Genomic DNA, 21,110 nt, shown 5'->3' with positions numbered 1-21,110 from the left:
GCAAAGCTGTAGACCCCCTCGGTGTAGGAGGAGTTCCACTGCATCGCGACCTCGACGGAGATCGCCTTGTCCTTGTCCTCCGCCTCGAAGTCGATAACCGAGGGGTGGATCACCTCGCCCTTGCGGGAGTTGAGGTGGGTGACGAAGTCCGCGATGCCGCCGTCGTACTTGTACGTGACGGAGAGCGGCTTGCCGTCCTCGTCCGCGTGCTCCGGGCGCTCGTCGGTCAGCGCGATGGAGAGGCCCTTGTTGAGGAACGCCATCTCCTGGAAGCGCCGGGAGAGCGTCTCGAACGAGTAGACCGTGGTCTCGAAGATGTCCGGGTCGGCCCAGAAGGTGACGGTGGTGCCGTTGCGGTCGGTGGCCTCGCCCTTGACCAGGGCCGCCGTCGGCGCGCCCATCTTGTAGTCCTGGGTCCAGCGGTGGCCGTCCCGGTGGATCTCGACCGCGAGACGGGTGGAGAGGGCGTTCACCACGGAGACGCCGACGCCGTGCAGACCGCCGGAGACCGCGTAGCCGCCACCGCCGAACTTGCCGCCCGCGTGCAGGACGGTGAGCACGACCTCGACGGCCGGCTTCTCCTGGCCGGGGACGATGTCGACCGGGATGCCTCGGCCGTTGTCGACCACGCGGACCGCGCCGTCGGCGAGGAGCGTGACGTCGATGGTGTCGGCGTACCCGGCCATCGCCTCGTCGACGGAGTTGTCCACGACCTCCTGCACCAGGTGGTGCAGGCCACGCTCACCGGTCGAGCCGATGTACATGCCGGGGCGCTTGCGGACGGCGTCGAGGCCTTCCAGCACCTGGATGTTGCTTCCGGTGTAGGTGCTCTCGCTCGCCTGGTCGGTCTGGTCTGGGGTCTGGCTGGGGTTGCCGGAATCGGCCACGAAGCGCCCTCTCTGGCACAGCACGGGCCGCATCCCCACCCCGTGCGGGCGGGCGTGCGACCACAGCGTTTCGACTCGGTTGCCACTAGCAACAGTGTTTGGCCTTCAGTCTACCGGTACGACTGACATAGATGGGCGTTTGGCAGCCTCTGAGGGCAGATACGCCGCCCTGAATCCCCTCTGCACATGTCCCGATACTCGCCCCGGGGGCCCAGACCGCCTGGAAGGGCCGTCAGGGGTTCCGGAGGCTCCGGGTCCGCTCCCGGCCCGGCCGGCCCGGCTCACCCCCAGGTGTCGCCCGGCCCCTTGCTCCCCGGCGCGCGCAGCCGCCCGTAGCCGCGGGCGGGTGCGGCCGGGCCGAGGACCTTGATCGTCTTGACCGTGCCGTGCCCCAGCTCGTGGTTCAGACGGGCCACCAACTGCCGCGCCAGCCAGCGAAGTTGAGTCGCCCAGGCGGTGGAGTCGCACTGCACGGTGAGCACCGCGGCCTCGTCGTCGTAGGACTTGGGCTCGCAGTGCGCCGCGATGTCCGGGCCGACGATCTGCCCCCAACGGCCCATCACCCCGCCGACCGCCGCCGAGGACTCCCAGCCCCGCTCGGTCAGCAGCCGGTTCAGCGCCGCCCCCAGCGGCACCGGATCCCGGCCGTCCGAACGCGCACCGCTGCGCAGTCCGGTCCGCTTCGCCTCGCGCTTCTCCCGGACCTGCTCACCGCGCTGGCGGGCCTGCGCCCGGGCCGCCCGCAGCGCCGAGCGGGCCAGATCGGCCCCGGTCAGCTCCCCGCCGCCCGGCTCCCCCGCACCCGGCTGCCCGGCCCCGGACTGCCCGGTGCCCGGCTTCGGGGAGTGCTCCGCCGGATCGCTCACGGCGATCTCCTTTCCCCAGCCTGTGGACAACGGACGCGAACGCGCGCCGGTGAGCCGTCCAGCGTACGGGAGCGGGGGGACCGCGCGCGGCGCGGCCGCGGTCAGGCGTCGACCCGCTGCACGGCGCCGTCCGCGACCGTGTAGCGGGCCCCGGCCAGCGCCTTGGGCACGTCCTCGGCGACCGCCGCGGTGACCAGCACCTGCTCGCCGTCCGCGACCAGCTCCGCCAGCCGGTCCCGGCGGGCGGCGTCCAGCTCGGCGAACACGTCGTCCAGGATCAGCACCGGCTCGCCGCCGTCGGCGCGCAGCAGCTCGTACGAGGCCAGCCTCAGAGCCAGCGCGAACGACCAGGACTCACCGTGGCTGGCGTAGCCCTTGGCGGGCAGCGGGCCCAGCCTGAGCTGCAGCTCGTCGCGGTGCGGACCGACCAGCGTCAGCCCGCGCTCGACCTCCTGCTTGCGGGCCGACTGCAGCGCCTGCAGCAGCTGCTCCTCGGCCTGCTCCCGACTGGTCGGCAGTTCGCCCTCGAAGGAGCTGCGGTACTCCAGCACGGTCTCGCCGCCGGCCGGTGCGAGCTGCCCGTACGCGGCCGCCACCAGTGGCTGCAGGGCGGCCACCAGCTGGATCCGAAAGGCGGTCAACTCGGCTCCGGCCCTGGCCAGATGGCCGTCCCAGACCTCCAGCGTGGAGAGGTCGGCGCCCTTGCCGCCACCGGCCCGGCGGGCCATCGCCGCGGTCTTCAGCAGGGCGTTGCGCTGCTTGAGGACCCGCTCGTAGTCCTGCCGGACGCCGGCCAGCCGCGGGGCGCGGGCGGTCAGCAGCTCGTCCAGGAAGCGCCGGCGCTCACCCGGATCGCCCTTGACCAGGCTGAGGTCCTCGGGGGCGAACAGCACGGTGCGCAGCACCCCGAGCACATCGCGCGGGCGGACGTTGTCCGAGCGGTTGATCCGCGCCCGGTTGGCCTTGCCCGGGGTGATCTCCAGTTCGACCAGGGTGCTCCTGGTCCCGGCCACCACGGAGGCGCGCACCACGGCCCGCTCCGCGCCGAGCCGGATCAGCGGGGCGTCGGTGGCCACCCGGTGGCTGCCCAGGGTGGCGATGTAGCCGATCGCCTCGACCAGGTTGGTCTTGCCCTGGCCGTTGGGCCCGACGAAGGCCGTCACGCCCGGGTCGAGGGGCACCTCGACCCGGGCGTAGGACCGGAAGTCGGCGAGCGACAGATGCGCGACGTGCATGGCTGTGGACTGCGCTCGCCTTCTGTGGATATCCCTGCGGGGGTCGGACTACTTCGACTCGACCGCGTGGCCGCCGAACTGGTTGCGCAGCGCGGCGATCATCTTCATCTGCGGCGAGTCCTCCTGGCGGGAGGCGAAGCGGGCGAAGAGCGAGGCGGTGATCGCGGGCAGCGGCACGGCGTGGTCGATCGCGGCCTCGACCGTCCAGCGGCCCTCGCCCGAGTCGGCGGCCCAGCCCTTGAGCTTGGCCAGGTGCTCGTCGTCGTCCAGGGCGCGGACGGCCAGGTCGAGCAGCCAGGAGCGGATGACCGTGCCCTCCTGCCAGCTGCGGAAGACCTCGCGCACGTCGGTGACCTCGGGGGCCGCCTCCAGCAGCTCCCAGCCCTCGGCGAAGGCCTGCATCATCGCGTACTCGATGCCGTTGTGGACCATCTTGGCGAAGTGGCCGGCGCCGACCGCGCCCGCGTGCACCGCGCCGAAGTCGCCCTCGGGCTTCAGTGCGTCGAAGACCGGCTGGGCCTTGGCCACGTGCTCGGCGTCGCCGCCGTACATCAGCGCGTAGCCGTTCTCCAGGCCCCAGACGCCGCCGGAGACGCCGCAGTCGACGAAGCCGATGCCCTTGGCGGCCAGCGACTCGGCGTGCTTGATGTCGTCGGTCCAGCGGGAGTTTCCGCCGTCGACCACCACGTCGCCGGGGGAGAGCAGCTCGGCGAGCTCGTCCACCGTCGCCTGGGTGGCGGCCCCGGCGGGGACCATGACCCAGACCACGCGCGGGCCCTGGAGCTTGGTGACGAGCTCCTGCAGGCTCTCGACGTCCGAGATGTCCGGGTTGCGGTCGTAGCCGATGACGGTGTGGCCGGCGCGGCGGATCCGCTCGCGCATGTTGCCGCCCATCTTGCCGAGACCGATGAGGCCGAGCTCCATGACCAAGTCCTTACCTGTGGTGACATGCCTGCCGGCGGCGCCGTTGCCGCGCAGTGCCGAGCCTACGCGCTGAACGGAAGGGCCTCCCCGCGGTCGGGCCGACCGGGGGAGGCCTTCCACAGGCGGTGTGCACAGCCTGTGGGTGAACGTCGCGCGTGAGCGGGCGGCTCAGCCGGAGAGGCGGACCGGCATGATCAGGTACTGGTAGGCCTCGTCCGCCTCGGCGTCCACCGAGGGCTTGCCGCTGAGCAGGGCCGGCTTGGTCGGCGTGGTGAAGCTCAGCTGGGCGTAGGCGGAGTCGATGGCCTTGAGGCCCTCCTCCAGGTAGCCCGGGTTGAAGGCGATCGAGATGGCGTCGCCCTCCAGGGAGGCGTCGACCCGCTCGGTGGCCTGGGCGTCGTCGCCCGAACCGGCCTCCAGGGTGAGCACGCCCTCCTCGAAGTTCAGCCGGACCGGGGTGTTGCGCTCGGCGACCAGCGAGACGCGCTTGAGCGCCTCCAGGAAGGGCTGGGTCTGGATCGCCGCGATGGCGTTGAACTCCGTCGGGAAGAGGCTGCGGAACTTCGGGAACTCGCCCTCCAGCAGGCGGGTCGTGGTCCGGCGGCCGGCGCCCTCGAAGCCGATCAGGCCCTCGCCCGCACCGCCCGAGGAGAGCGCGATCGAGACGCTGTCGCCGCTGCCCAGGGACTTGGCGATGTCCTGCAGGGTCTTCGCGGGCACCAGGGCGACCGCGGAGATGTCCGACTGCTCGGGCTTCCACAGCAGCTCGCGGACGGCGAAGCGGTAGCGGTCGGTGGCGGCCAGGGTGATCCGGTCGCCCTCGATCTCGACCCGCACACCGGTGAGCACCGGCAGCGTGTCGTCACGGCCTGCGGCCACCGCGGCCTGGCTGACCGCCGAGGCGAAGACGTCGCCCGGGACGGTGCCGGTGGCGGTGGGCATCTGGGGCAGCGCCGGGTACTCGTCCACCGGGAGGGTGGGGAGGGTGAACCGGGAACTGCCGCAGACCACGCTGACCCGCTGGCCGTCGGTGGAGATCTCCACCGGCCGGTTGGGCAGGTTGCGCGAGATGTCGTTCAGCAGCCGGCCGGACACCAGCACGGTGCCGGCCTCCTCGATGTCGGCCTCCAGCTCGACCCGGGCCGAGACCTCGTAGTCGAAGCCGGACAGCGCCAGGCTGCCGTCCTGTGCGGTCAGCAGCAGGCCTGCCAGCACCGGCACCGGCGGCCGTGCCGGGAGGCTGCGGGCAGCCCAGGCCACCGCCTCCGCGAGGACGTCACGCTCCACCCGGAACTTCACCGGTAACCGCCTCCTGGATCGAGCGCTCCCGCTCGCTGTCTGGTTCGTCTGATCTTGATCGTCGGTGCGGCTGGCCGCCGAGCTCTGCCACTCCGCTTCCAGTCGCCGAGGACAGTCTGACGTACTCCACCGACAGACGGGGCAGACGGGCGGAAGCAAGCCGAACAGATGTCGGGGATCCGTTGTCCACAGATTTCGACCCCACCTGCTTTTGAACGAGTCGATTGGTCTATAGGTGTAGTGGTAGTAGTAGGGCCTGTGGAAACCGTGGATAACCCTGTTTGCGCAGGTCAGACCCGGTTTTTTGTCCACAGGAGGTGTGGACGGGGACTGTGGACGGACACGGCCCGCTGTGGACGGCGGAGCGTTACCCACAGGACACCCTGAGTATCCACAGGTTATCCCCAGCGCTGTCCCCAGATCCTGCCACGGTTATCCACGGGCTCCGGTCAACATCGCGTGACGCCTTTCACACCAGGGCATGAACGCCCGCCCAAAGTTGTCGAACTGTGGACGCGACTGTGGACAACCTGGGGATAACCGCCCCTGCCCTGGGGACAACCGGTGGATAACCCGGATGGCCCTCTGACGGCCCAACAATTGTCCACACCCTGTGGATAACCGTTGTGCACAAGTCCACAGGCACCTGACCTGCGCGGAAGAGCGTAGCGGTGGGCAGCCTGTGGAGGAATTCTGGATAACTCGCAGCTCCCCGGCCTGTGGACGGTCGAGAACCCCGCTCACCTGTGGATTTCGGCCCTGCGCACCCGGGGAGTTCGAATCCCTGGTCAGATGTTCGGCGCGGGCTGTGCACTGGCGGAGCGTCCGTCACCGACATCCATGCCCAGCGGACCGGCGGTACACACCTGTGGATGCGCGAAAAGGGCGCCAGGATCGCTCCTGACGCCCTTTTCGCCGGCCCGGTGCCGGTCGGCGGCGGTGCACGGCGTGCCCGCCCCCAACGGCCCCTGGCGGGTCAGCTCTTGATGCGGTTGGTCAGCTCGGTGACCTGGTTGTAGATCGAGCGGCGCTCGGCCATCAGCGAGCGGATCTTGCGGTCCGCGTGCATCACCGTGGTGTGGTCGCGGCCGCCGAACTGGGCGCCGATCTTCGGCAGCGAGAGGTCGGTCAGCTCCCGGCAGAGGTACATGGCGATCTGACGGGCCGTCACCAGCACGCGGCTGCGCGAGGATCCGCAGAGGTCGTCGACGCCCAGCCCGAAGTAGGCGGCCGTCTGCTGCATGATGACCTGCGCGGTGATCTCCGGCCCGGCGTCCTCGTCCCCGCCCGGGATCAGGTCCTTGAGGACGATGCCGGCCAACTCCAGGTCCACCGGCGCCCGGTTGAGGTTGGCGAAGGCGGTGACCCGGATCAGGGCGCCCTCCAACTCCCGGATGTTGCGGGTGATCCGGGATGCGATGAACTCCAACACGTCGGCCGGGGCGTTCAGTTGCTCCTGGATCGCCTTCTTGCGCAGGATCGCGATCCGGGTCTCCAGCTCCGGCGGGGTGACGTCGGTGATCAGACCCCACTCGAAGCGGTTGCGCAGCCGGTCCTCCAGCGTGATCAGCTGCTTGGGCGGCCGGTCGGAGGACAGCACGATCTGCTTGTTGGCGTTGTGCAGGGTGTTGAAGGTGTGGAAGAACTCCTCCTGCGTGGACTCCTTGCTCGCCAGGAACTGCACGTCGTCCACGAGCAGGATGTCCATGTCCCGGTAGCGCTTGCGGAACGCGTCCGCCTTGCCGTCCCGGATCGAGTTGATGAACTCGTTGGTGAACTCCTCCGAGGACACGTACCGCACCCGGGTCCCCGGGAAGAGGCTGCGCGAGTAGTGCCCGATGGCGTGCAGCAGGTGGGTCTTGCCCAGCCCGGACTCGCCGTAGATGAAGAGCGGGTTGTACGCCTTGGCCGGGGCCTCGGCGACGGCCACCGCCGCCGCGTGCGCGAAGCGGTTGCTCGCGCCGATGACGAAGGTGTCGAAGAGGTACTTGGGGTTCAGCCGCGCGGCCGGCTCGTCCTTGCGGGAGCCGCCGGCCGGAGGGGCGCCGGGCGGCGGGGGCACCCCGGGCACACCCGGGCGCTCCGGCGCGCGCTCCCCGGCGGACTTGTCCGCGGGGCGGCCGGGGGCCGGTCGGGCGGCGGGGGAGCGGCGGCCGGGGCCGGTCCGGGGCTGCTCGTTCGGCCCGGGGCCGTAGGCGCCGCCGAACAGGTCGCCCTGGGTGGTCGCGGGCGGCCCGGGCAGGGGCCGCTGCGGGTGGCGCCCGGGCTCCTCGTGCTCCCGGTAGACGGGGGACGGGTCGGGGTAGGACGGGCCCTGCTCGGCGTAGCCGTGGCGGCCCTCCCAGGCGGGGGAGCTCTCGCCGCCCGGCCAGGCCGGTGCCCCGCCGGGCGGACCGTAGGGGGCCGGGCGCTGCTCGTAGCCGCCGGTGTCGTACCGGCCGCGCTCGTAGTCCTGCTCGTAGGGGCGCTCGTACGCGGGCTCGTCGTACTCGCCGGTGTCCTCGCCCCCCGGGTACGGCTCGGCGGGTGCGGCGGGCGCGGGGGTGGTCGGCACCGCGTTGGCGTCGACCATCACGGCGATCCGCACCGGGCGGCTGAGCTCGCGGCTGAGGGCCTCGGTGAGCTGCGGCAGCAGCCGGCCCTCCAGGACCTGCTTGGCCCGCTCGTTGGGCGTCGCCAGCAGGGCGGTGTCGTGCATCATCCACATCGGCTGGGTGCGCTGCACCCACTGCTTGTCCATCTCCCCGACGTCCGGGTCGTTGACCAGCCGCTCGACGACCCGTGCCCAGACCGGGACAAGGTCGCTGTTGACATCAGCCACTGGTGCACGCTTTCTCGGTTCCCCGCGGCTCCAGCAGGGGTGGTGGATCAAGAGACTGTGGATCTGTGGTCCGTTGATGAAGAACAAACCAGACAAGTCCTGCAACGGTAGTCAGCGAACAGAGCCGGATCAAGTCGTTGTCCACAGGCTGTGGGCGAAGGGCGGGGGATGCGCCGCTCCGGCACCCGGGTGTGAACGGCTGGTTTGACCCTCGTGCCCCGTCCCGCGTACCGTAACCAGGTCGAGTTGTCGATGGCCGCTGCCGCATGTCCGCGGGTCCGCCCGCTCCATAAGGCGCGCAGCACGGGCGCCGTGGATTGCCTGAACCCCAGCCGAACTGGGGTGATGGGCCGGATTTCCGTATCAGGGGAGATCACGCGGACGCACGGTGACGGCCAAGCGATCACCCGTCATCCTACGATTCACCTCAGGAGCCCCCGAGTGAGCAAGCGCACCTTCCAGCCGAACAACCGTCGCCGCGCGAAGACCCACGGCTTCCGGCTGCGTATGCGTACCCGCGCCGGCCGCGCCATCCTGGCCGCCCGCCGTGGCAAGGGCCGCAGCGCCATCTCCGCCTGATCCGCGCCAAGAGTCTGTTGTGCTGCCCTCCGAAAACCGGCTGCGGCGGCGCCAGGACTTCGCGACCGCGGTGAAACGCGGTCGTCGGGCCGGCCGGCCCCTTCTGGTCGTCCATCTCAGTAGAGACGGGGACCCGACGGGGCAGGCCGACCGGACCAGCGACTCCCGCCCGCACGTCGCCGAGGGGACTCCTTCGGCGCGTGCGGGTTTCGTCGTGAGCAAGGCCGTCGGTCCGGCGGTCGTCCGCAACCTGGTGAAGCGGCGCCTGCGCCATCTCGTCCGTGATCGTCTCTCCAGGCTGCCCGCCGGTAGCCTGATAGTGGTGCGTGCGCTGCCCCAGGCCGCGTCCGCCTCGTACCAGGATCTTGAACGCGATCTTGACGCGGCGCTGAAGCGGCTGCTGAAGGCGGAGCCCGCCGCCGCGGCGCCGACAGGAGCAGGGCGATGAAGTACCTGCTGATGGGTCTGATCCGGGTCTACCAGTGGACCATCAGCCCACTGCTCGGTCCGGTCTGCCGTTATTACCCCTCCTGCTCGCACTACGGCTTCGAGGCCGTGAAGGTGCACGGGGCGGTCAAGGGCGGCGGCCTGACCGTGTGGCGCATCCTGCGCTGCAATCCGTGGACTCCCGGCGGGGTGGACCATGTCCCGCCGCGCAAGCATCCGGTGTGGCACCGCCGGCTGCGCGATCTGCTGAGCCGCAGGTCCGCCGCCGGTCAGCCGGTGACCACGCCCCCCGCCGGTCCGGACCCCGAGGGCCCGGCGACCATTGGCCCTGTGCGGCCAATCCCAATGTCCAAGGAGCCTGACCGGTGACCTTCTCCTTCCTGAACCCCCTGTACACAGCGGTGTCCTGGATCATCGTCCAGTTCCACTCGCTGTACAGCCACGTCTTCGACCCGGACGGTGGCTGGGCCTGGGGTCTGGCCATCGCCTCGATGGTGGTCGTGATCCGGATCTGCCTGATCCCGCTCTTCGTGAAGCAGATCAAGGCGACCCGGGCCATGCAGGCGATCCAGCCGAAGATGAAGGCCATCCAGGAGCGCTACAAGAACGACAAGCAGCGCCAGTCCGAAGAGATGATGAAGCTGTACAAGGAGGCGGGTACCAACCCGTTCTCCAGCTGCCTTCCCATCCTCGTGCAGGCGCCGTTCTTCACCGCCCTCTACGGTGTGCTCGCCAAGGTCGCGAAGAGCGAGCCGATCGGCGTCATCCACGGTGACCTGCTGACCAGCGCAGGCCAGGCGCACATCTTCGGCGCCCCGCTGTCGGCGACCTTCCTCGGCAGCACCGAGATCAGCGTCAAGATCGTCACGGCCGTGATGATCATCCTGATGTCGCTGTCGCAGTTCGTCACCCAGCGCCAGCTGATGACCAAGAACGTCGACCTCTCGGTCAAGACGCCGTTCATGCAGCAGCAGAAGATGCTGATGTACGTCTTCCCGATCATGTTCGCCGTGATGGGCATCAACTTCCCCGTCGGTGTCCTCGTCTACTGGCTGACCACCAACGTCTGGTCGATGGGCCAGCAGCTGATCGTCATCCGCAACAACCCGACGCCGGGCAGCAAGGCGTGGGACGAGCGCCAGGTGCGGCTGAAGAAGGCCGGCCGGATCAACCCGGACGGCACCGTGATCAAGGGCGCCATGTTCGGCCTGCTCCCCCCGAAGAAGTCGGCCGCCTCCGCCGAGGCCGTCGTAGAGGAGTCGGTGCAGGTCCGCCGCCAGCAGCCGCGCAAGCAGACCAAGTCCCAGCGCCAGCACACCGGTGGCACCCAGACGGCCAGCCTGACCAAGGACGCCCCGGAGCAGGCCGAGGAGCCCGTGGACGCCGCCCCGGCGGAGTCCGGCGACGCCAAGCCGACCGCGGCCAAGCAGGGCACGGGCAAGCCGGGTGGCACCAAGCCCGGCACCACCCGGCCGGGTACCCGGCAGCAGCCGAAGCGTGGCGGGCAGGGCGGCCAGCGGCCGAAGAAGAAGTCCTGACCCGACCGGCCCCGCCCCCGGAGCGACCGGGCGGCCCCCGATCCTCGTTTCCGGCCCACCACCCGGGCCCATCTCCGAAGGAGTCCATCAGTGACGGAAGGCACCACCTCCGCCGTCGAGGCCGAGGTCGCCGCCAGCGCCGACGACAGCCTCATCTCCCGCCTGGAGCAGGAGGGCGACATCGCGGCGGACTACCTGGAGGGTCTGCTCGACATCGCCGACCTCGACGGTGACATCGACATGGACGTGGAGGGCGACCGCGCCCTGGTCTCCATCGTCAGCGACGGCAACGACCGCGCGCTGCAGCGCCTGGTCGGCCAGGACGGCGAGGTGCTGGAGGCACTGCAGGAGCTGACCCGGTTGGCTGTCCACCGGGAGACCGGCGAGCGCAGCCGCCTCATGCTGGACATTGCCGGCTTCCGGGCCCGCAAGCGTTCGGAGCTGGCCACGCTCGGTGCCCAGGCCGCGGACCAGGTGAAGAGCACGGGCGAGCAGGTCAAGCTGCGGCCGATGACCCCGTTCGAGCGCAAGGTCGTCCACGACGCGGTGGCCGCGGCGGGTCTGCGCAGTGAGTCGGAGGGCGAAGAGCCCCAGCGGTTCGTGGTCGTGCTGCCGGCCTGACAGCAGGTGGCACCGGCGCCCGGCCCCACACGGCCGGGGGCGTCGGAACGACCGGTTGGCGACTGAGACCCCGTCCGCCTTGTGCGGGCGGGGTCGTTGTCCCTCTGCGGGGCCGCGGCCCGGCGAGGGATGTTTCACGTGAAACGGTGCGAAGCACGGGTCGGTGGATCCGGGGAGCGGAGAGGCTGAGATGGACACGGAGAGCACGGCTGCGGGCGAGCCCGGGACGGGTGCCGCCAACCCGGCCGCGGACGGTCCGGCTGTCGAGGGTGCGGCCGCCGAAGGGCTGGCCGAGGCGCCGGCCGTGGCCAGGGAGGTATTCGGCGAGCGCTACGACGCCGCCGTCCGCTACACCGAGCTGCTGGCCACGGCGGGAGTCCAGCGCGGCCTGATCGGTCCCCGTGAGGTGCCGCGGCTCTGGGACCGCCACGTCCTGAACTGCGCCGTGCTCGCCGAGCTGCTGCCGCCCGGGTCGACCATGTGCGACGTCGGCTCCGGCGCCGGCCTGCCGGGCATCCCGGTGGCCCTGGCCCGACCCGACGTGTCGGTGACCCTGCTGGAGCCGCTGCTGCGCCGGACCACCTTCCTGGAGGAGGTGGTCCGCGAGCTGCAGCTGGAGAACGTCACCGTGCTGCGCGGCCGCGCCGAGGAGATGGTCGGCAAGATCGCGGTGGACGTGGTGACGGCCCGCGCGGTCGCGCCGCTGGACCGGCTGGCCGGCTGGGGCATGCCGCTGCTCCGCCCGCACGGCCAGATGCTGGCGCTCAAGGGCGACAGCGCCGAGCAGGAGCTGGCGGACTCGCGGGCCGGGCTGACCAAGCTGGGCGCCGTCGAGTGGACGGTGATCTCGGTGGGCGAGGGCACCCTGGAAACCTCGACCCGGGTGGTCCAGGTCAAGGCGGGGGAGAGTCCGGGCGGGGTGAAGGCGGCGACCAGGCGGGCCAAGGCGGCCCGGGCCGGGCGCAACGCCGGGGCCGCCGTGCGCAGTGGTGAGCGTGCCCGGGGCGGTCGGCGCCGCGGGCGCTGAGCGAGGCCGGGAGAGCGGGCGGGTGGTCCTCGAGCCGCCCGCCCGCTCTGTTGTCCGCCCGCCCGCTCTGCGGTCCGCCCGCCCGCGCCGCTGCTGCGGCGCCCGGGTGACATCCGGACGGCCATCAGGGGGACTGCCGCCCATCGGAGTGTCGCACCGTCAGATTTCCGACATAGCGGGCATGGTGTTTCACGTGAAACGTCGCTCCCTGCTTTCAGACGGTCTCGACAAGCGGCTTCGCCGCGGGCTCGGTCTCATCCGGGCGGCGACTGTTGCCGCTCCGGTTTCACGTGAAACACTGACCCCCATGCAGGACTCGGAGACCATCGACCAGATCGATGACACGCCCATCGCGCGTGCTGCCCAGGCTGCGGTCCAGGCGATCGGACGGGCGGGGGAGGGGCTTCCCCGGCCCGCCGCCACCCGCGTGATCGTGGTGGCCAACCAGAAGGGCGGGGTGGGCAAGACCACCACCACCGTCAACATGGCCGCCTCGCTCGCCATGCACGGACTGCGGGTCCTGGTGGTGGACCTCGACCCGCAGGGCAATGCCTCCACCGCCCTCGGCATCGACCACCACGCCGAGGTGCCCTCGATCTACGAGGTCCTGGTGGAGGGCAAGCCGCTGGCCGACGTGGTGCAGCCGGTGGTCGACGTCGAGGGGCTGTTCTGCGTCCCCGCCACCATCGACCTGGCCGGCGCGGAGATCGAGCTGGTCTCGCTGGTGGCCCGGGAGGGCCGGCTCCAGCGCGCCATCGCCGCGTACGAGCAGCCGCTGGACTACATCCTGATCGACTGCCCGCCCTCGCTGGGCCTGCTCACGGTCAACGCCCTGGTCGCGGGCCAGGAGGTGCTGATCCCGATCCAGTGCGAGTACTACGCGCTGGAGGGCCTCGGCCAGCTGCTGCGCAACGTCGAGCTGGTCCGGGCGCACCTCAACCCCACGCTGCACGTCTCCACCATCCTGCTCACCATGTACGACGCCCGGACCAGGCTGGCCGCCCAGGTGGCCGAGGAGGTCCGGACGCACTTCCCGCAGGAGGTGCTGCAGACCGCGATCCCGCGCTCGGTGCGCATCTCGGAGGCACCCAGCTACGGTCAGACGGTGCTCACCTACGATCCCGGCTCCACCGGGGCGCTCTCCTACCTGGAGGCCGCCCGGGAGCTCGCGATGCGGGCGGTGGCCGCCGGGAGCGGTGGTTCACTGGTGGGCCAGCAGCGCGGCGGCCAGCAGCGGGACGGCGAGCCGGGGCAGGATGCCCCGATGGCACAGCACAGCACGACGGAGGGCAATCGGTGAGTGGTCGCAGGGGTCTCGGACGAGGACTCAAGGCGCTGATCCCGGCCGCGACGCCGGAGGACGGCGCGGTGGCGGCACCGCCCGCGGCGGTCTCGGTGGCAGTGGCCGACCGGGCGGTGCAGCCGGCGGTACCGGCGGTGCCGACCGGCCGCGGCACGGTGGCGGCCCGGGCGGCCGCCGAGAGCCTGCGCGAGCAGACCGACCGGGAGACGAGGGCGGCGGAGCCGGCCCAGGTGGTCGGTGCCTTCTTCGCCGAGCTGCCGCTGGACGCGATCACCCCCAACCCGCGCCAGCCGCGCGAGGTCTTCGACACCGACAAGCTGGCCGAGCTGGTCGCCTCCATCAAGGAGGTGGGCCTGCTCCAGCCGGTGGTGGTGCGCCAGGTCGCGCCCGAGCGCTTCGAGCTCATCATGGGCGAGCGCCGGTGGCGGGCCTCCCGGGAGGCCGGGCTGGAGCAGATCCCGGCGATCGTCCGGGCCACCGAGGACGACAAGCTGCTGCTGGACGCCCTCCTGGAGAACCTGCACCGGGCGGAGCTGAACCCGCTGGAGGAGGCGGCCGCCTACGACCAGCTGCTGCGGGACTTCTCCTGCACGCACGACGAGCTGGCGGACCGGATCGGCCGCTCGCGCCCGCACGTCACCAACACCCTGCGGCTGCTGAAGCTCTCGCCGGCCGTCCAGCGCCGGGTCGCCGCGGGCGTGCTGACCGCCGGGCACGCCAAGGCACTGGTGGGCGTGCAGGACGCGGAGCGGCAGGAGCACCTGGCGAAGCGGATCGTCGCGGAGGGCCTCTCGGTGCGCACCACCGAGGAGATCGCCCGGCTGATCGACAGCGAGGAGAAGCCGCAGCGCCCGGCCGGTCCGAAGGCGGGCAAGCTGCTCTCCCCGGCCTTCAACGACCTGGCGAGCCGGCTCTCGGACCGCTTCGACACCCGGGTCAAGGTCGAGGTCTCGCAGCGCGGCGGCAAGCTCGGCAAGGGCAAGGTCGTCCTGGAGTTCGGCTCGGTGGAGGACCTGAACCGGATCCTGGACAGCCTGGCCCCGGGCGAGGACGGGCTGCGGCTGTCGCAGAGCTGAGCCGCTCCGGGGAGTGGCACTGCCGATGGGTGCATGTTGTACGTGAGCCGGGTTTCACGTGGAACATGCACCCATCGGCATTCGGGGGGAATGCTCGACCGTGGAGTGGAGGAGGAGGTGCGGGACATGGGACGCCGAATCGCTCCGCTGACGCTGGACAACCTCGCGGACCTGCCGACGACCTGTCGCTCCTGTGTGTTCTGGGAGCTGGATCCGGTCAGCGGGCGGGCGGCGGTGGAGTCGGGCAAGCCGGAGCTGGAGAAGGAGGGCTGGATCTCCGCGGTGCTGCTGGAGTGGGGATCCTGCGGCCGGATCGTCTACGTGGACGACGTCCCGGCCGGGTTCGTGCTCTACGCCCCGCCCGCCTACGTCCCGCGCTCGCAGTCCTTCCCGACCAGCCCGGTCTCGCCGGACGCCGTCCAGCTGATGATCAGCCGGGTCGTGCCGGGCTTCCAGCGGCAGGGGCTCGGCCGGGTGCTGGTGCAGACGGTGGCCAAGGATCTGCTGGGGCGGGGCGTCCGGGCGATCGAGGCCTTCGGTGCGGTCGGACGGGAGTCGCCGAGCTGCGTGCTGCCGGCCGACCATCTGCTCGCGGTGGGCTTCAAGACGGTACGGCCGCACCACCGCTACCCGAGGCTGCGCCTGGAGGCCAGGACCACGCTCTCCTGGCGGGGCGACGTGGAGGTGGCGCTGGAGCGGCTGCTCGGCGGGGCGCGCAAGGAACCGGCGCTGCGGCCGTTCTGAGCCCGGGCGGGCTCGGCCGGTCGGGGCCCGGTGTGAACGACGAAGGCGGCGCTCCCCGGTGGGGGAGCGCCGCCTTCGTCGCGGTCGTCGGCCGGACCTAGATGAACTCGGCCAGCTCGCGCAGCAGCGCGGCCTTCGGACGGGCACCGGTGATGGACTTCACCGGCTCGCCGCCCTTGTAGACGATCAGGGTCGGGATGGAGATCACGTTGTACTGGGCGGCCGTCTGCTGGTTGCTGTCGACATCCAGCTTGGCGATGGTCAGCTTGTCGGCGTGCTCGGCCGCGATCTCTTCCAGGATCGGGGCGACCTGGCGGCACGGGCCGCACCAGGTGGCCCAGAAGTCGACCAGTACGGGCTTCTCGCTGTCCAGGACCTCGGCCTTGAACGTCGCGTCGGTGACGGTGGTGGTGGCGCCGGCCACGGGGACTCCTCAGGGTCAAACGGCAAAGAGGGCTGCTGCCAGGAGAACAACGGGCGGACCCGTTCTGTTTCTGCCTGGCCGGCGCGGGGGTGTTTCACGTGGAACACCCCCGCGGGGGGATCGGTCGGTGGGGCGGATCAGACCGCGACGGTCGCGGCGGCCTGGGCCTCCAGGTCGGCCAGCGAGGCCAGGTAGCGCTCGGCGTCCAGCGCGGCCGCGCAGCCGGTGCCGGAGGCGGTGATGGCCTGGCGGTAGGTGTGGTCGACGACGTCGCCGGCGCCGAAGACACCCGGGATGTTGGTGCGGGTGGAGGGGGCCTCGACCTTGAGATAGCCCTCGGCGTCCAGCTCCAGCTGGCCCTTGAAGAGCTCGGTGCGCGGGTCGTGGCCGATCGCGATGAACAGGCCGGTGACGGGCAGCTCGCGCAGCTCGCCGGACGCGGTGTCGCGCAGGGTGACGCCGGTCAGCTTCGGGTCGCCGTGGATCGCCTCGACGGCGCTGTTCCACTCGAAGCGGATCTTCTCGTCGGCGAAGGCGCGCTCCTGCATCGCCTTGGAGGCGCGCAGGCTGTCGCGGCGGTGGACGATCGTGACGCTGCGGGCGAAGCGCGAGAGGAAGGTCGCCTCCTCCAGGGCGGTGTCGCCGCCGCCGACCACCGCGATGTCCTGGTCGCGGAAGAAGAAGCCGTCGCAGGTGGCGCACCAGGAGACACCGCGCCCGGACAGCGCGTCCTCGTTCGGCAGGCCCAGCTTGCGGTGCTGCGAGCCGGTGGTGACGATCACGGCGCGGGCCCTGTGGACGTTGCCCTCGGAGTCGGTGACGGTCTTGATGTCACCGGTGAGGTCGACCGCGACGATGTCGTCGGGGATCAGCTCGGCGCCGAAGCGCTCGGCCTGCGCCCGCATGTTGTCCATCAGCTCGGGGCCCATGATGCCGTCCCGGAAGCCCGGGAAGTTCTCGACCTCGGTGGTGTTCATCAGCGCGCCACCCGCGGTGACGGCACCCTCGAAGACCAACGGCTTGAGGGAGGCTCGGGCGGTGTAGAGCGCAGCCGTGTAGCCGGCCGGGCCGGAACCGATGATGATCACGTTACGGACGTCGCTCACTGCATCTCCTGGTTCGCATCGCGACCCGCGCTAGGTGCGGGGAGGGCGGTCCTGCTCCGCCGCCCGGGACAACGACTGACCAGTCTCCCGCATTCCCAGGCGAATCAGTACCAGGTGCCCGAACTCCGGGAGCGTCGGGTCTCGCCGGGCGTGGATCGTTCGGTTCGCGGGGCGCTGATCACCGTATGCACCGCTCAGCGGGTCGGGACGGTGCGGTGCAGCAGGACCGGCCCGCAGTCGGGCGTGCGGAGGTAGACGTCCAGCTGGTCGGGCCGGCCGGGCACGGCGTACACCAGGACCTCCGCCGGGGCGCCGGCGAAGCTGCCCAGGTCGGTGGCCAGCGGGGTGCCGTCGACGGGTGCCGGACAGGCCGTGGCGCCGTGGCCGCGGATCCCCTGTTCGCCGTCGACGGGCGGTCCGGCGGAGGGTTTGGCGCCCGGGCTGCCGGGGCCGGTGCCCCGGGCGAGCAGCTGCTGGATCTGGCCGGCCAGGGCGTCCTCGCGGTAGGCCGTCCCGCCGCCGGCCTCGGGCCGGGGCGGGGTGCCGGGGACGGGCACGGAGGTGGCGGCCGGGGCGTCGGCGCGGGCCGCGGTGCTGTCCGACGGCTGCCGGTCGCCCGGCTGGAGCAGCAGGGCGCCGCCGAGGCCGACCGCGAGCAGTGCGGCCGCGGCGCCGAGCAGCAGCCGGGCCCGGCGCCGGCGCGGGCGGCCAGGCCCGGTGCTGCCGGGGGCGGTCAACCCGGTGCCCGCGGTGGGGCGTCCGGGTGGCGCGGAGGCCGCCGTGGCGGGGTGTGCCGGCCGGGTCGGGCTCTGGCCCCGGTGGCCCGACCGGGAGGGCTCCTGGGGGCCGCGTACGGCCTTGTCGACGGCCTCGGCGGCGTCGGCCCCGGCGGCGGCCGCGGCCAGCGCGGCGTCGAGCCGCTCGGCGACGTCGGCGGGCATCGGCGGCGCCTCGGCGTCACCGAGCAGCGCCTGGACCTCGGCGAGCGCCTCGGCCGTCTCACGGCACTCGGCGCAGCCGGCGAGGTGGCGCCGCAGCGTCTCGGCGGTCCCGGCCGATTCGACCAGTCCCTCGGCGAGGTCGGCGAGCTCGTCGACGGAGGGGTGCGGTCCGGCGGGGTCGGGGGAGGAGAGGGGGGCCGTCATCGCGTGCTCGCGTCTCCTTCCAGGATCGGTCGGCCGGTGTCCGGGCCTGTCCCTGTGACGGTGCGGGCGGCCGGTGGGTTCCCGGGTGGCCCGGAGGCGCTGCCGCGGACCGGTCCGCCGTCCTGCCGGGTGGTCGCCGTTCCACGTGGAACGGCGACCGGCGCGGCGCCGCCGCCGTCCTCGCGGAGGTGGCGGACCAGCGGCAGCAGCCGGGCGCGGCCGCGGGCGCAGCGGCTCTTCACGGTGCCGACCGGCACCCCGAGCAGCTCGGCGGCCTCGGCGACGGGGTAGCCCTGCATGTCGACCAGGACGAGCGCGGCCCGCTGCTCGACCGGGAGCTCGGCGAGCGCCGCGGTCACCTCCCGGTGCACCTCGGCGCGGACCACCGGGCTGTCGGCCGGCTCGGCGGAGCCGACCAGGGAGTCCAGCCGCTGCGGGTCGTCGTCCAGCGGCTTGGTGCGGCGGGTGGCGGTGCGCCGGGCACGGTCCAGGCAGGCGTTGACCACGATCCGGTGCAGCCAGGTGGTGACGGCCGAGCGGCCCTGGAAGGTGTGGGCGGAGCGGAACGCGGAGACCAGGGCGTCCTGGAGGGCGTCGGCGGCCTCCTCGCGGTCGCCCAGGGTGCGCAGGGCGACCGCCCAGAGCCGGTCCCGGTGGCGGTTCACCAGCAGGCCGAAGGCGTCCCGGTCGCCGGCGACGTGCCGGGCGAGGAGGGCCGCGTCGTCGTCCGTCCGGTCCGCGCCGTCCGTCACTGCCACCGCCCTCCCGTCCTGTGCCGTCCTGTGCCGTCCTTCGCCCCGCGCCGGGGCCGTCCGCGTGGGTGCGGTCAGCCGAAGACCTTGACGTCGGCGACGTGGCCGCGGAACTTGCCGTCCGTATCCTTCGGCAGGCTGGTCATCCAGAGCAAGAGGTAGCGCGTGGTGACCGGGGCCTGGGCGGTGAAGTCGACGGTGGTGCCGCTGCCCTTGTCGACCACGGTGAAGGCGCCCGGCTGGGCCTTCTGCGGGTTCCCGGCGGCCTGGGCGCCGGGAACCCTGAGCTCTGCCGTGGTGGAGCCGGCGAACTGGACGTTCACCGAGCTGACCGCCTGCGGCGTGCCGAGGTCGATCAGCAGGCCGGTGCCCTCCCGGGGGAGCGGCTTCGGGCCGAACGGGTCCTGGTACCAGGAGCTGATCCAGACGGAGTTCGGGTCCCCGTCGAAGGCCTTGTCGGTCAGGTAGGTGCTCGGCGGAGTGGTGCCCACCGGGTCGTAGGACTGGGCCTCCTTGACCGGGACCGGCACGGGGGTGTGCGCGGCCGCCTGCACGGGGGCCGAGCTGGTGCCGCCGGCCGGCTGGGTGGCCGCCACCGTGGGCCCGCCGCTGCGCAGGCTGTCGACCAGCTGCCAGGAGCCGACGCCGATCGCGCCGAGGGCGACCGTCCAGGCGGTCGCCTTGACCACCCGGCGCAGCCGCCGCCGGCTGCGCCGGACCGGCTGGGCGGCCATCGGGACCGGGCCGGTGCCGGGGGCGGCGACCACCCGGGTCGGGTTGGGCGCGGTGGGCAGCGCGTGGGTGTTGTGCCGGGGCGGCGCGGTGAAGGCGGGCAGCTCCGGCTCGGGCTGGCGGATGCGGGGCATCAGCGCGATGGCCTTGGCGAGCTGCTCGGGGGTGGTGATCGGCTCGGCGTGGTGCGGCGGGTGGTCGAACAGGGCGCGGGCGGCCAGCTCCGACAGGCCCTTGTGGACCCCGGCCCTGACCTGGTCGGGCGGGACGTCGCCGAGGCTTCTGGGCAGGCCCTGGAGGTCGTAGCGGTCCTCGGGGAACGGCCAGCGGTGGGTCAGCGCGGCGTACAGCAGGGCGCCGATGGCGCGGGTGTCGGTGCGCTCGGCGTCCTCGCTGCCGCCAGTGCCGCCCGTGGCGCCCTTGCCGTCGCGGGCGCCGGCCGCGTCGCCGTCACCGGCGGGCAGGCCGCGCAGGGCGGCGTCGACCGCGATGCCGTTGATCCGGTACTGGCCGCTGTCGGTGCGCAGCACGCAGCGCGGGGTGAGCCGCAGATGGGCCTGGCCGCGCCGGTGCGCGGCGGCGACCGCGTCGGTGACCTGGCGGACCATCTGGTAGGCCTCGTGCGGCTCCATCGGGCCGGTGGCGAGCAGCTTGGCGAGGTCGGAGGCGTGCGGCAGCCACTCCCGGACGACGTAGACCAGCTCGCCCTCCTGGACGGCGTCCAGGACCTGGACGAAGCGCGGGTCGTTGAGCAGCGCGGCGGACTTGGCGGCGGCCAGCACGGCGCGGGCCCGCTGGTGGCCGGCCGCCATCAGGTGGACGCCGACGGCCCGGCGCAGCTTCTCGTCGACCGCCCGCCAGCTGCTGAAGGTCTCGGCCTGGGAGATGCACTCCTCCAGCCGGTACCGGTTGCCGATGGTGTCGCCGCTGTGCCGCAGCGGGGCGGGGAGGGTGCGCGGCAGGGTGCCGGTGTCGCGGGTGTCGACGGTGGGCTGCGGGTCCTGCGGGGGGCGCCCGGCGGTCTTGCCCGCTCCCGCCCCGGCCGCTGCCGCGTCCGCCCGCCGCCGGGCCGCTGCGGCATCGCCGGCGGCCAGCTCGGCGGCGATCTCCCGGGCCGAGAGCGGCGCGGTGATCTCCGAGGTCTCCTCCCCGCTCGGGGAGGCCTCGGAGTCGCTCACGGCGTGGTCGGTGCCCCCGGCCGCCGAGGCCGCCTCATCGGCGAGCTCGTCGATCGCGGCGGCCAGTGCGGCCTCGTCCGCCGCACCGCCAGCTGCTGACGTGTCGACGACCGCCTTGGTGCCATCAGCCACCGTGGTCCTGCCTCCCCTTGTGTCGCCCCGGCCTGAGAGAGTCGCTGGAGCGCAGAGGTTGGCCGCCCTGCGCTCCAGGACAATTGTGCCCACTCTTCTCCACCGGTACGACCGCTGAAAGGCCTTCGCGGTTGCGTGATGGTGGAGAGATGTGGTGCAGATCCGGCACTGGGCCGCCGTCCGGATCCGGGAGCGAAACCCCGCACCCCGCCCGCCCCCCCGCCCCCCCCCCCCCCGCGGGGAAAACCCCCCGCGGGGGGTAGGCCCCGAAACC

At 72.3% G+C, this 21,110-nt stretch carries 20 protein-coding genes; 9 read left to right on the top strand and 11 right to left on the bottom strand.

What is annotated here, in order from left to right; translation table 11 throughout:
* From ACFVVX_RS37055 to dnaA, 6 genes are all read right to left on the bottom strand, one after another.
* A partial coding sequence (locus ACFVVX_RS37055; protein WP_387952476.1) for an ATP-binding protein occupies positions 1–911 on the bottom strand: 911 nt, incomplete at its 3' end.
* A gap of 257 nt (positions 912–1,168) precedes the next feature.
* Positions 1,169–1,663: a DUF721 domain-containing protein gene (locus tag ACFVVX_RS37050; RefSeq protein WP_387952481.1), complete on the bottom strand. Its 495-nt coding sequence runs from the start codon at positions 1,661–1,663 to the stop codon at positions 1,169–1,171.
* Positions 1,664–1,854: 191 nt separating this feature from the next.
* Positions 1,855–2,988: a DNA replication/repair protein RecF gene (gene recF / locus ACFVVX_RS37045; protein WP_387952474.1), complete on the bottom strand. Its 1,134-nt coding sequence runs from the start codon at positions 2,986–2,988 to the stop codon at positions 1,855–1,857.
* Positions 2,989–3,036: 48 nt separating this feature from the next.
* The gene (gene gnd, locus ACFVVX_RS37040; protein ID WP_387952472.1) at positions 3,037–3,912 is read right to left on the bottom strand and encodes a phosphogluconate dehydrogenase (NAD(+)-dependent, decarboxylating); all 876 of its coding nucleotides are present in this window, start codon (positions 3,910–3,912) and stop codon (positions 3,037–3,039) included.
* 168 nt (positions 3,913–4,080) lie between these two features.
* Entirely contained in the window at positions 4,081–5,211 is a 1,131-nt protein-coding gene (gene dnaN / locus ACFVVX_RS37035; protein ID WP_387952470.1) for a DNA polymerase III subunit beta, read from the bottom strand.
* Positions 5,212–6,187: 976 nt separating this feature from the next.
* A complete protein-coding gene (dnaA, locus tag ACFVVX_RS37030) occupies positions 6,188–8,032 on the bottom strand; it encodes a chromosomal replication initiator protein DnaA (RefSeq protein WP_387952468.1) in 1,845 nt (614 codons plus the stop codon).
* Positions 8,033–8,473: 441 nt separating this feature from the next.
* Here dnaA and rpmH point away from each other — a divergent pair, with 441 nt between their 5' ends.
* The 9 genes from rpmH to ACFVVX_RS36985 all read left to right on the top strand — a co-directional run bounded on the left by rpmH (position 8,474) and on the right by ACFVVX_RS36985 (position 15,367).
* Positions 8,474–8,611 (top strand): 50S ribosomal protein L34, encoded by a 138-nt coding sequence (gene rpmH, locus ACFVVX_RS37025; RefSeq protein WP_148643823.1) that lies wholly within the window; start codon positions 8,474–8,476, stop codon positions 8,609–8,611.
* A gap of 19 nt (positions 8,612–8,630) precedes the next feature.
* Positions 8,631–9,059 carry a ribonuclease P protein component gene (gene rnpA / locus ACFVVX_RS37020; RefSeq protein ID WP_387952466.1) on the top strand — a complete coding sequence of 143 codons (429 nt, stop codon included), beginning with the start codon at positions 8,631–8,633 and terminating at the stop codon, positions 9,057–9,059.
* On the top strand, positions 9,056–9,427 hold the full coding sequence (yidD, locus tag ACFVVX_RS37015; protein ID WP_387952464.1) for a membrane protein insertion efficiency factor YidD: 372 nt from the start codon (positions 9,056–9,058) through the stop codon (positions 9,425–9,427). The genes rnpA and yidD overlap by 4 nt, the downstream gene beginning before the upstream one ends.
* Positions 9,424–10,596, top strand: a complete 1,173-nt coding sequence (gene yidC / locus ACFVVX_RS37010; protein ID WP_387952463.1) for a membrane protein insertase YidC — start codon at positions 9,424–9,426, stop codon at positions 10,594–10,596. Before yidD ends, yidC begins: the two co-directional genes overlap by 4 nt.
* A gap of 90 nt (positions 10,597–10,686) precedes the next feature.
* Positions 10,687–11,217: a protein jag gene (locus ACFVVX_RS37005; RefSeq protein WP_387952461.1), complete on the top strand. Its 531-nt coding sequence runs from the start codon at positions 10,687–10,689 to the stop codon at positions 11,215–11,217.
* Positions 11,218–11,407: 190 nt separating this feature from the next.
* Complete coding sequence (gene rsmG, locus ACFVVX_RS37000; RefSeq protein WP_387952459.1) at positions 11,408–12,244, top strand: 16S rRNA (guanine(527)-N(7))-methyltransferase RsmG; 837 nt, start codon at positions 11,408–11,410, stop codon at positions 12,242–12,244.
* A 256-nt stretch (positions 12,245–12,500) separates the two neighbouring features.
* The gene (locus tag ACFVVX_RS36995) at positions 12,501–13,544 is read left to right on the top strand and encodes a ParA family protein (protein ID WP_387952479.1); all 1,044 of its coding nucleotides are present in this window, start codon (positions 12,501–12,503) and stop codon (positions 13,542–13,544) included.
* Entirely contained in the window at positions 13,541–14,623 is a 1,083-nt protein-coding gene (locus ACFVVX_RS36990) for a ParB/RepB/Spo0J family partition protein (protein WP_387952458.1), read from the top strand. The genes ACFVVX_RS36995 and ACFVVX_RS36990 overlap by 4 nt, the downstream gene beginning before the upstream one ends.
* 126 nt (positions 14,624–14,749) lie before the next feature.
* On the top strand, positions 14,750–15,367 hold the full coding sequence (locus ACFVVX_RS36985; RefSeq protein WP_387952456.1) for a GNAT family N-acetyltransferase: 618 nt from the start codon (positions 14,750–14,752) through the stop codon (positions 15,365–15,367).
* Between the two features lie 97 nt (positions 15,368–15,464).
* On the opposite strand, the gene trxA is transcribed toward ACFVVX_RS36985, so the two are convergent.
* The 5 genes from trxA to ACFVVX_RS36960 form a co-directional block, all read right to left on the bottom strand.
* Positions 15,465–15,791: a thioredoxin gene (gene trxA / locus ACFVVX_RS36980; protein WP_387952454.1), complete on the bottom strand. Its 327-nt coding sequence runs from the start codon at positions 15,789–15,791 to the stop codon at positions 15,465–15,467.
* A 137-nt stretch (positions 15,792–15,928) separates the two neighbouring features.
* Complete coding sequence (trxB, locus tag ACFVVX_RS36975; RefSeq protein ID WP_387952453.1) at positions 15,929–16,897, bottom strand: thioredoxin-disulfide reductase; 969 nt, start codon at positions 16,895–16,897, stop codon at positions 15,929–15,931.
* 194 nt (positions 16,898–17,091) lie between these two features.
* A complete protein-coding gene (locus ACFVVX_RS36970) occupies positions 17,092–18,042 on the bottom strand; it encodes a hypothetical protein (protein ID WP_387952451.1) in 951 nt (316 codons plus the stop codon).
* Complete coding sequence (gene sigM / locus ACFVVX_RS36965) at positions 18,039–18,794, bottom strand: RNA polymerase sigma factor SigM (RefSeq protein ID WP_387952477.1); 756 nt, start codon at positions 18,792–18,794, stop codon at positions 18,039–18,041. Before sigM ends, ACFVVX_RS36970 begins: the two co-directional genes overlap by 4 nt.
* 74 nt (positions 18,795–18,868) lie before the next feature.
* Entirely contained in the window at positions 18,869–20,836 is a 1,968-nt protein-coding gene (locus ACFVVX_RS36960; RefSeq protein ID WP_387952449.1) for a serine/threonine protein kinase, read from the bottom strand.
* Between the last annotated feature and the right edge of the window lie 274 nt (positions 20,837–21,110).

It is taken from the genome of Kitasatospora sp. NPDC058170 (assembly GCF_042883905.1).
Taxonomy (GTDB): Bacteria; Actinomycetota; Actinomycetes; order Streptomycetales; family Streptomycetaceae; genus Kitasatospora.
This window is presented reverse-complemented; position numbering and strand designations above follow the sequence as displayed.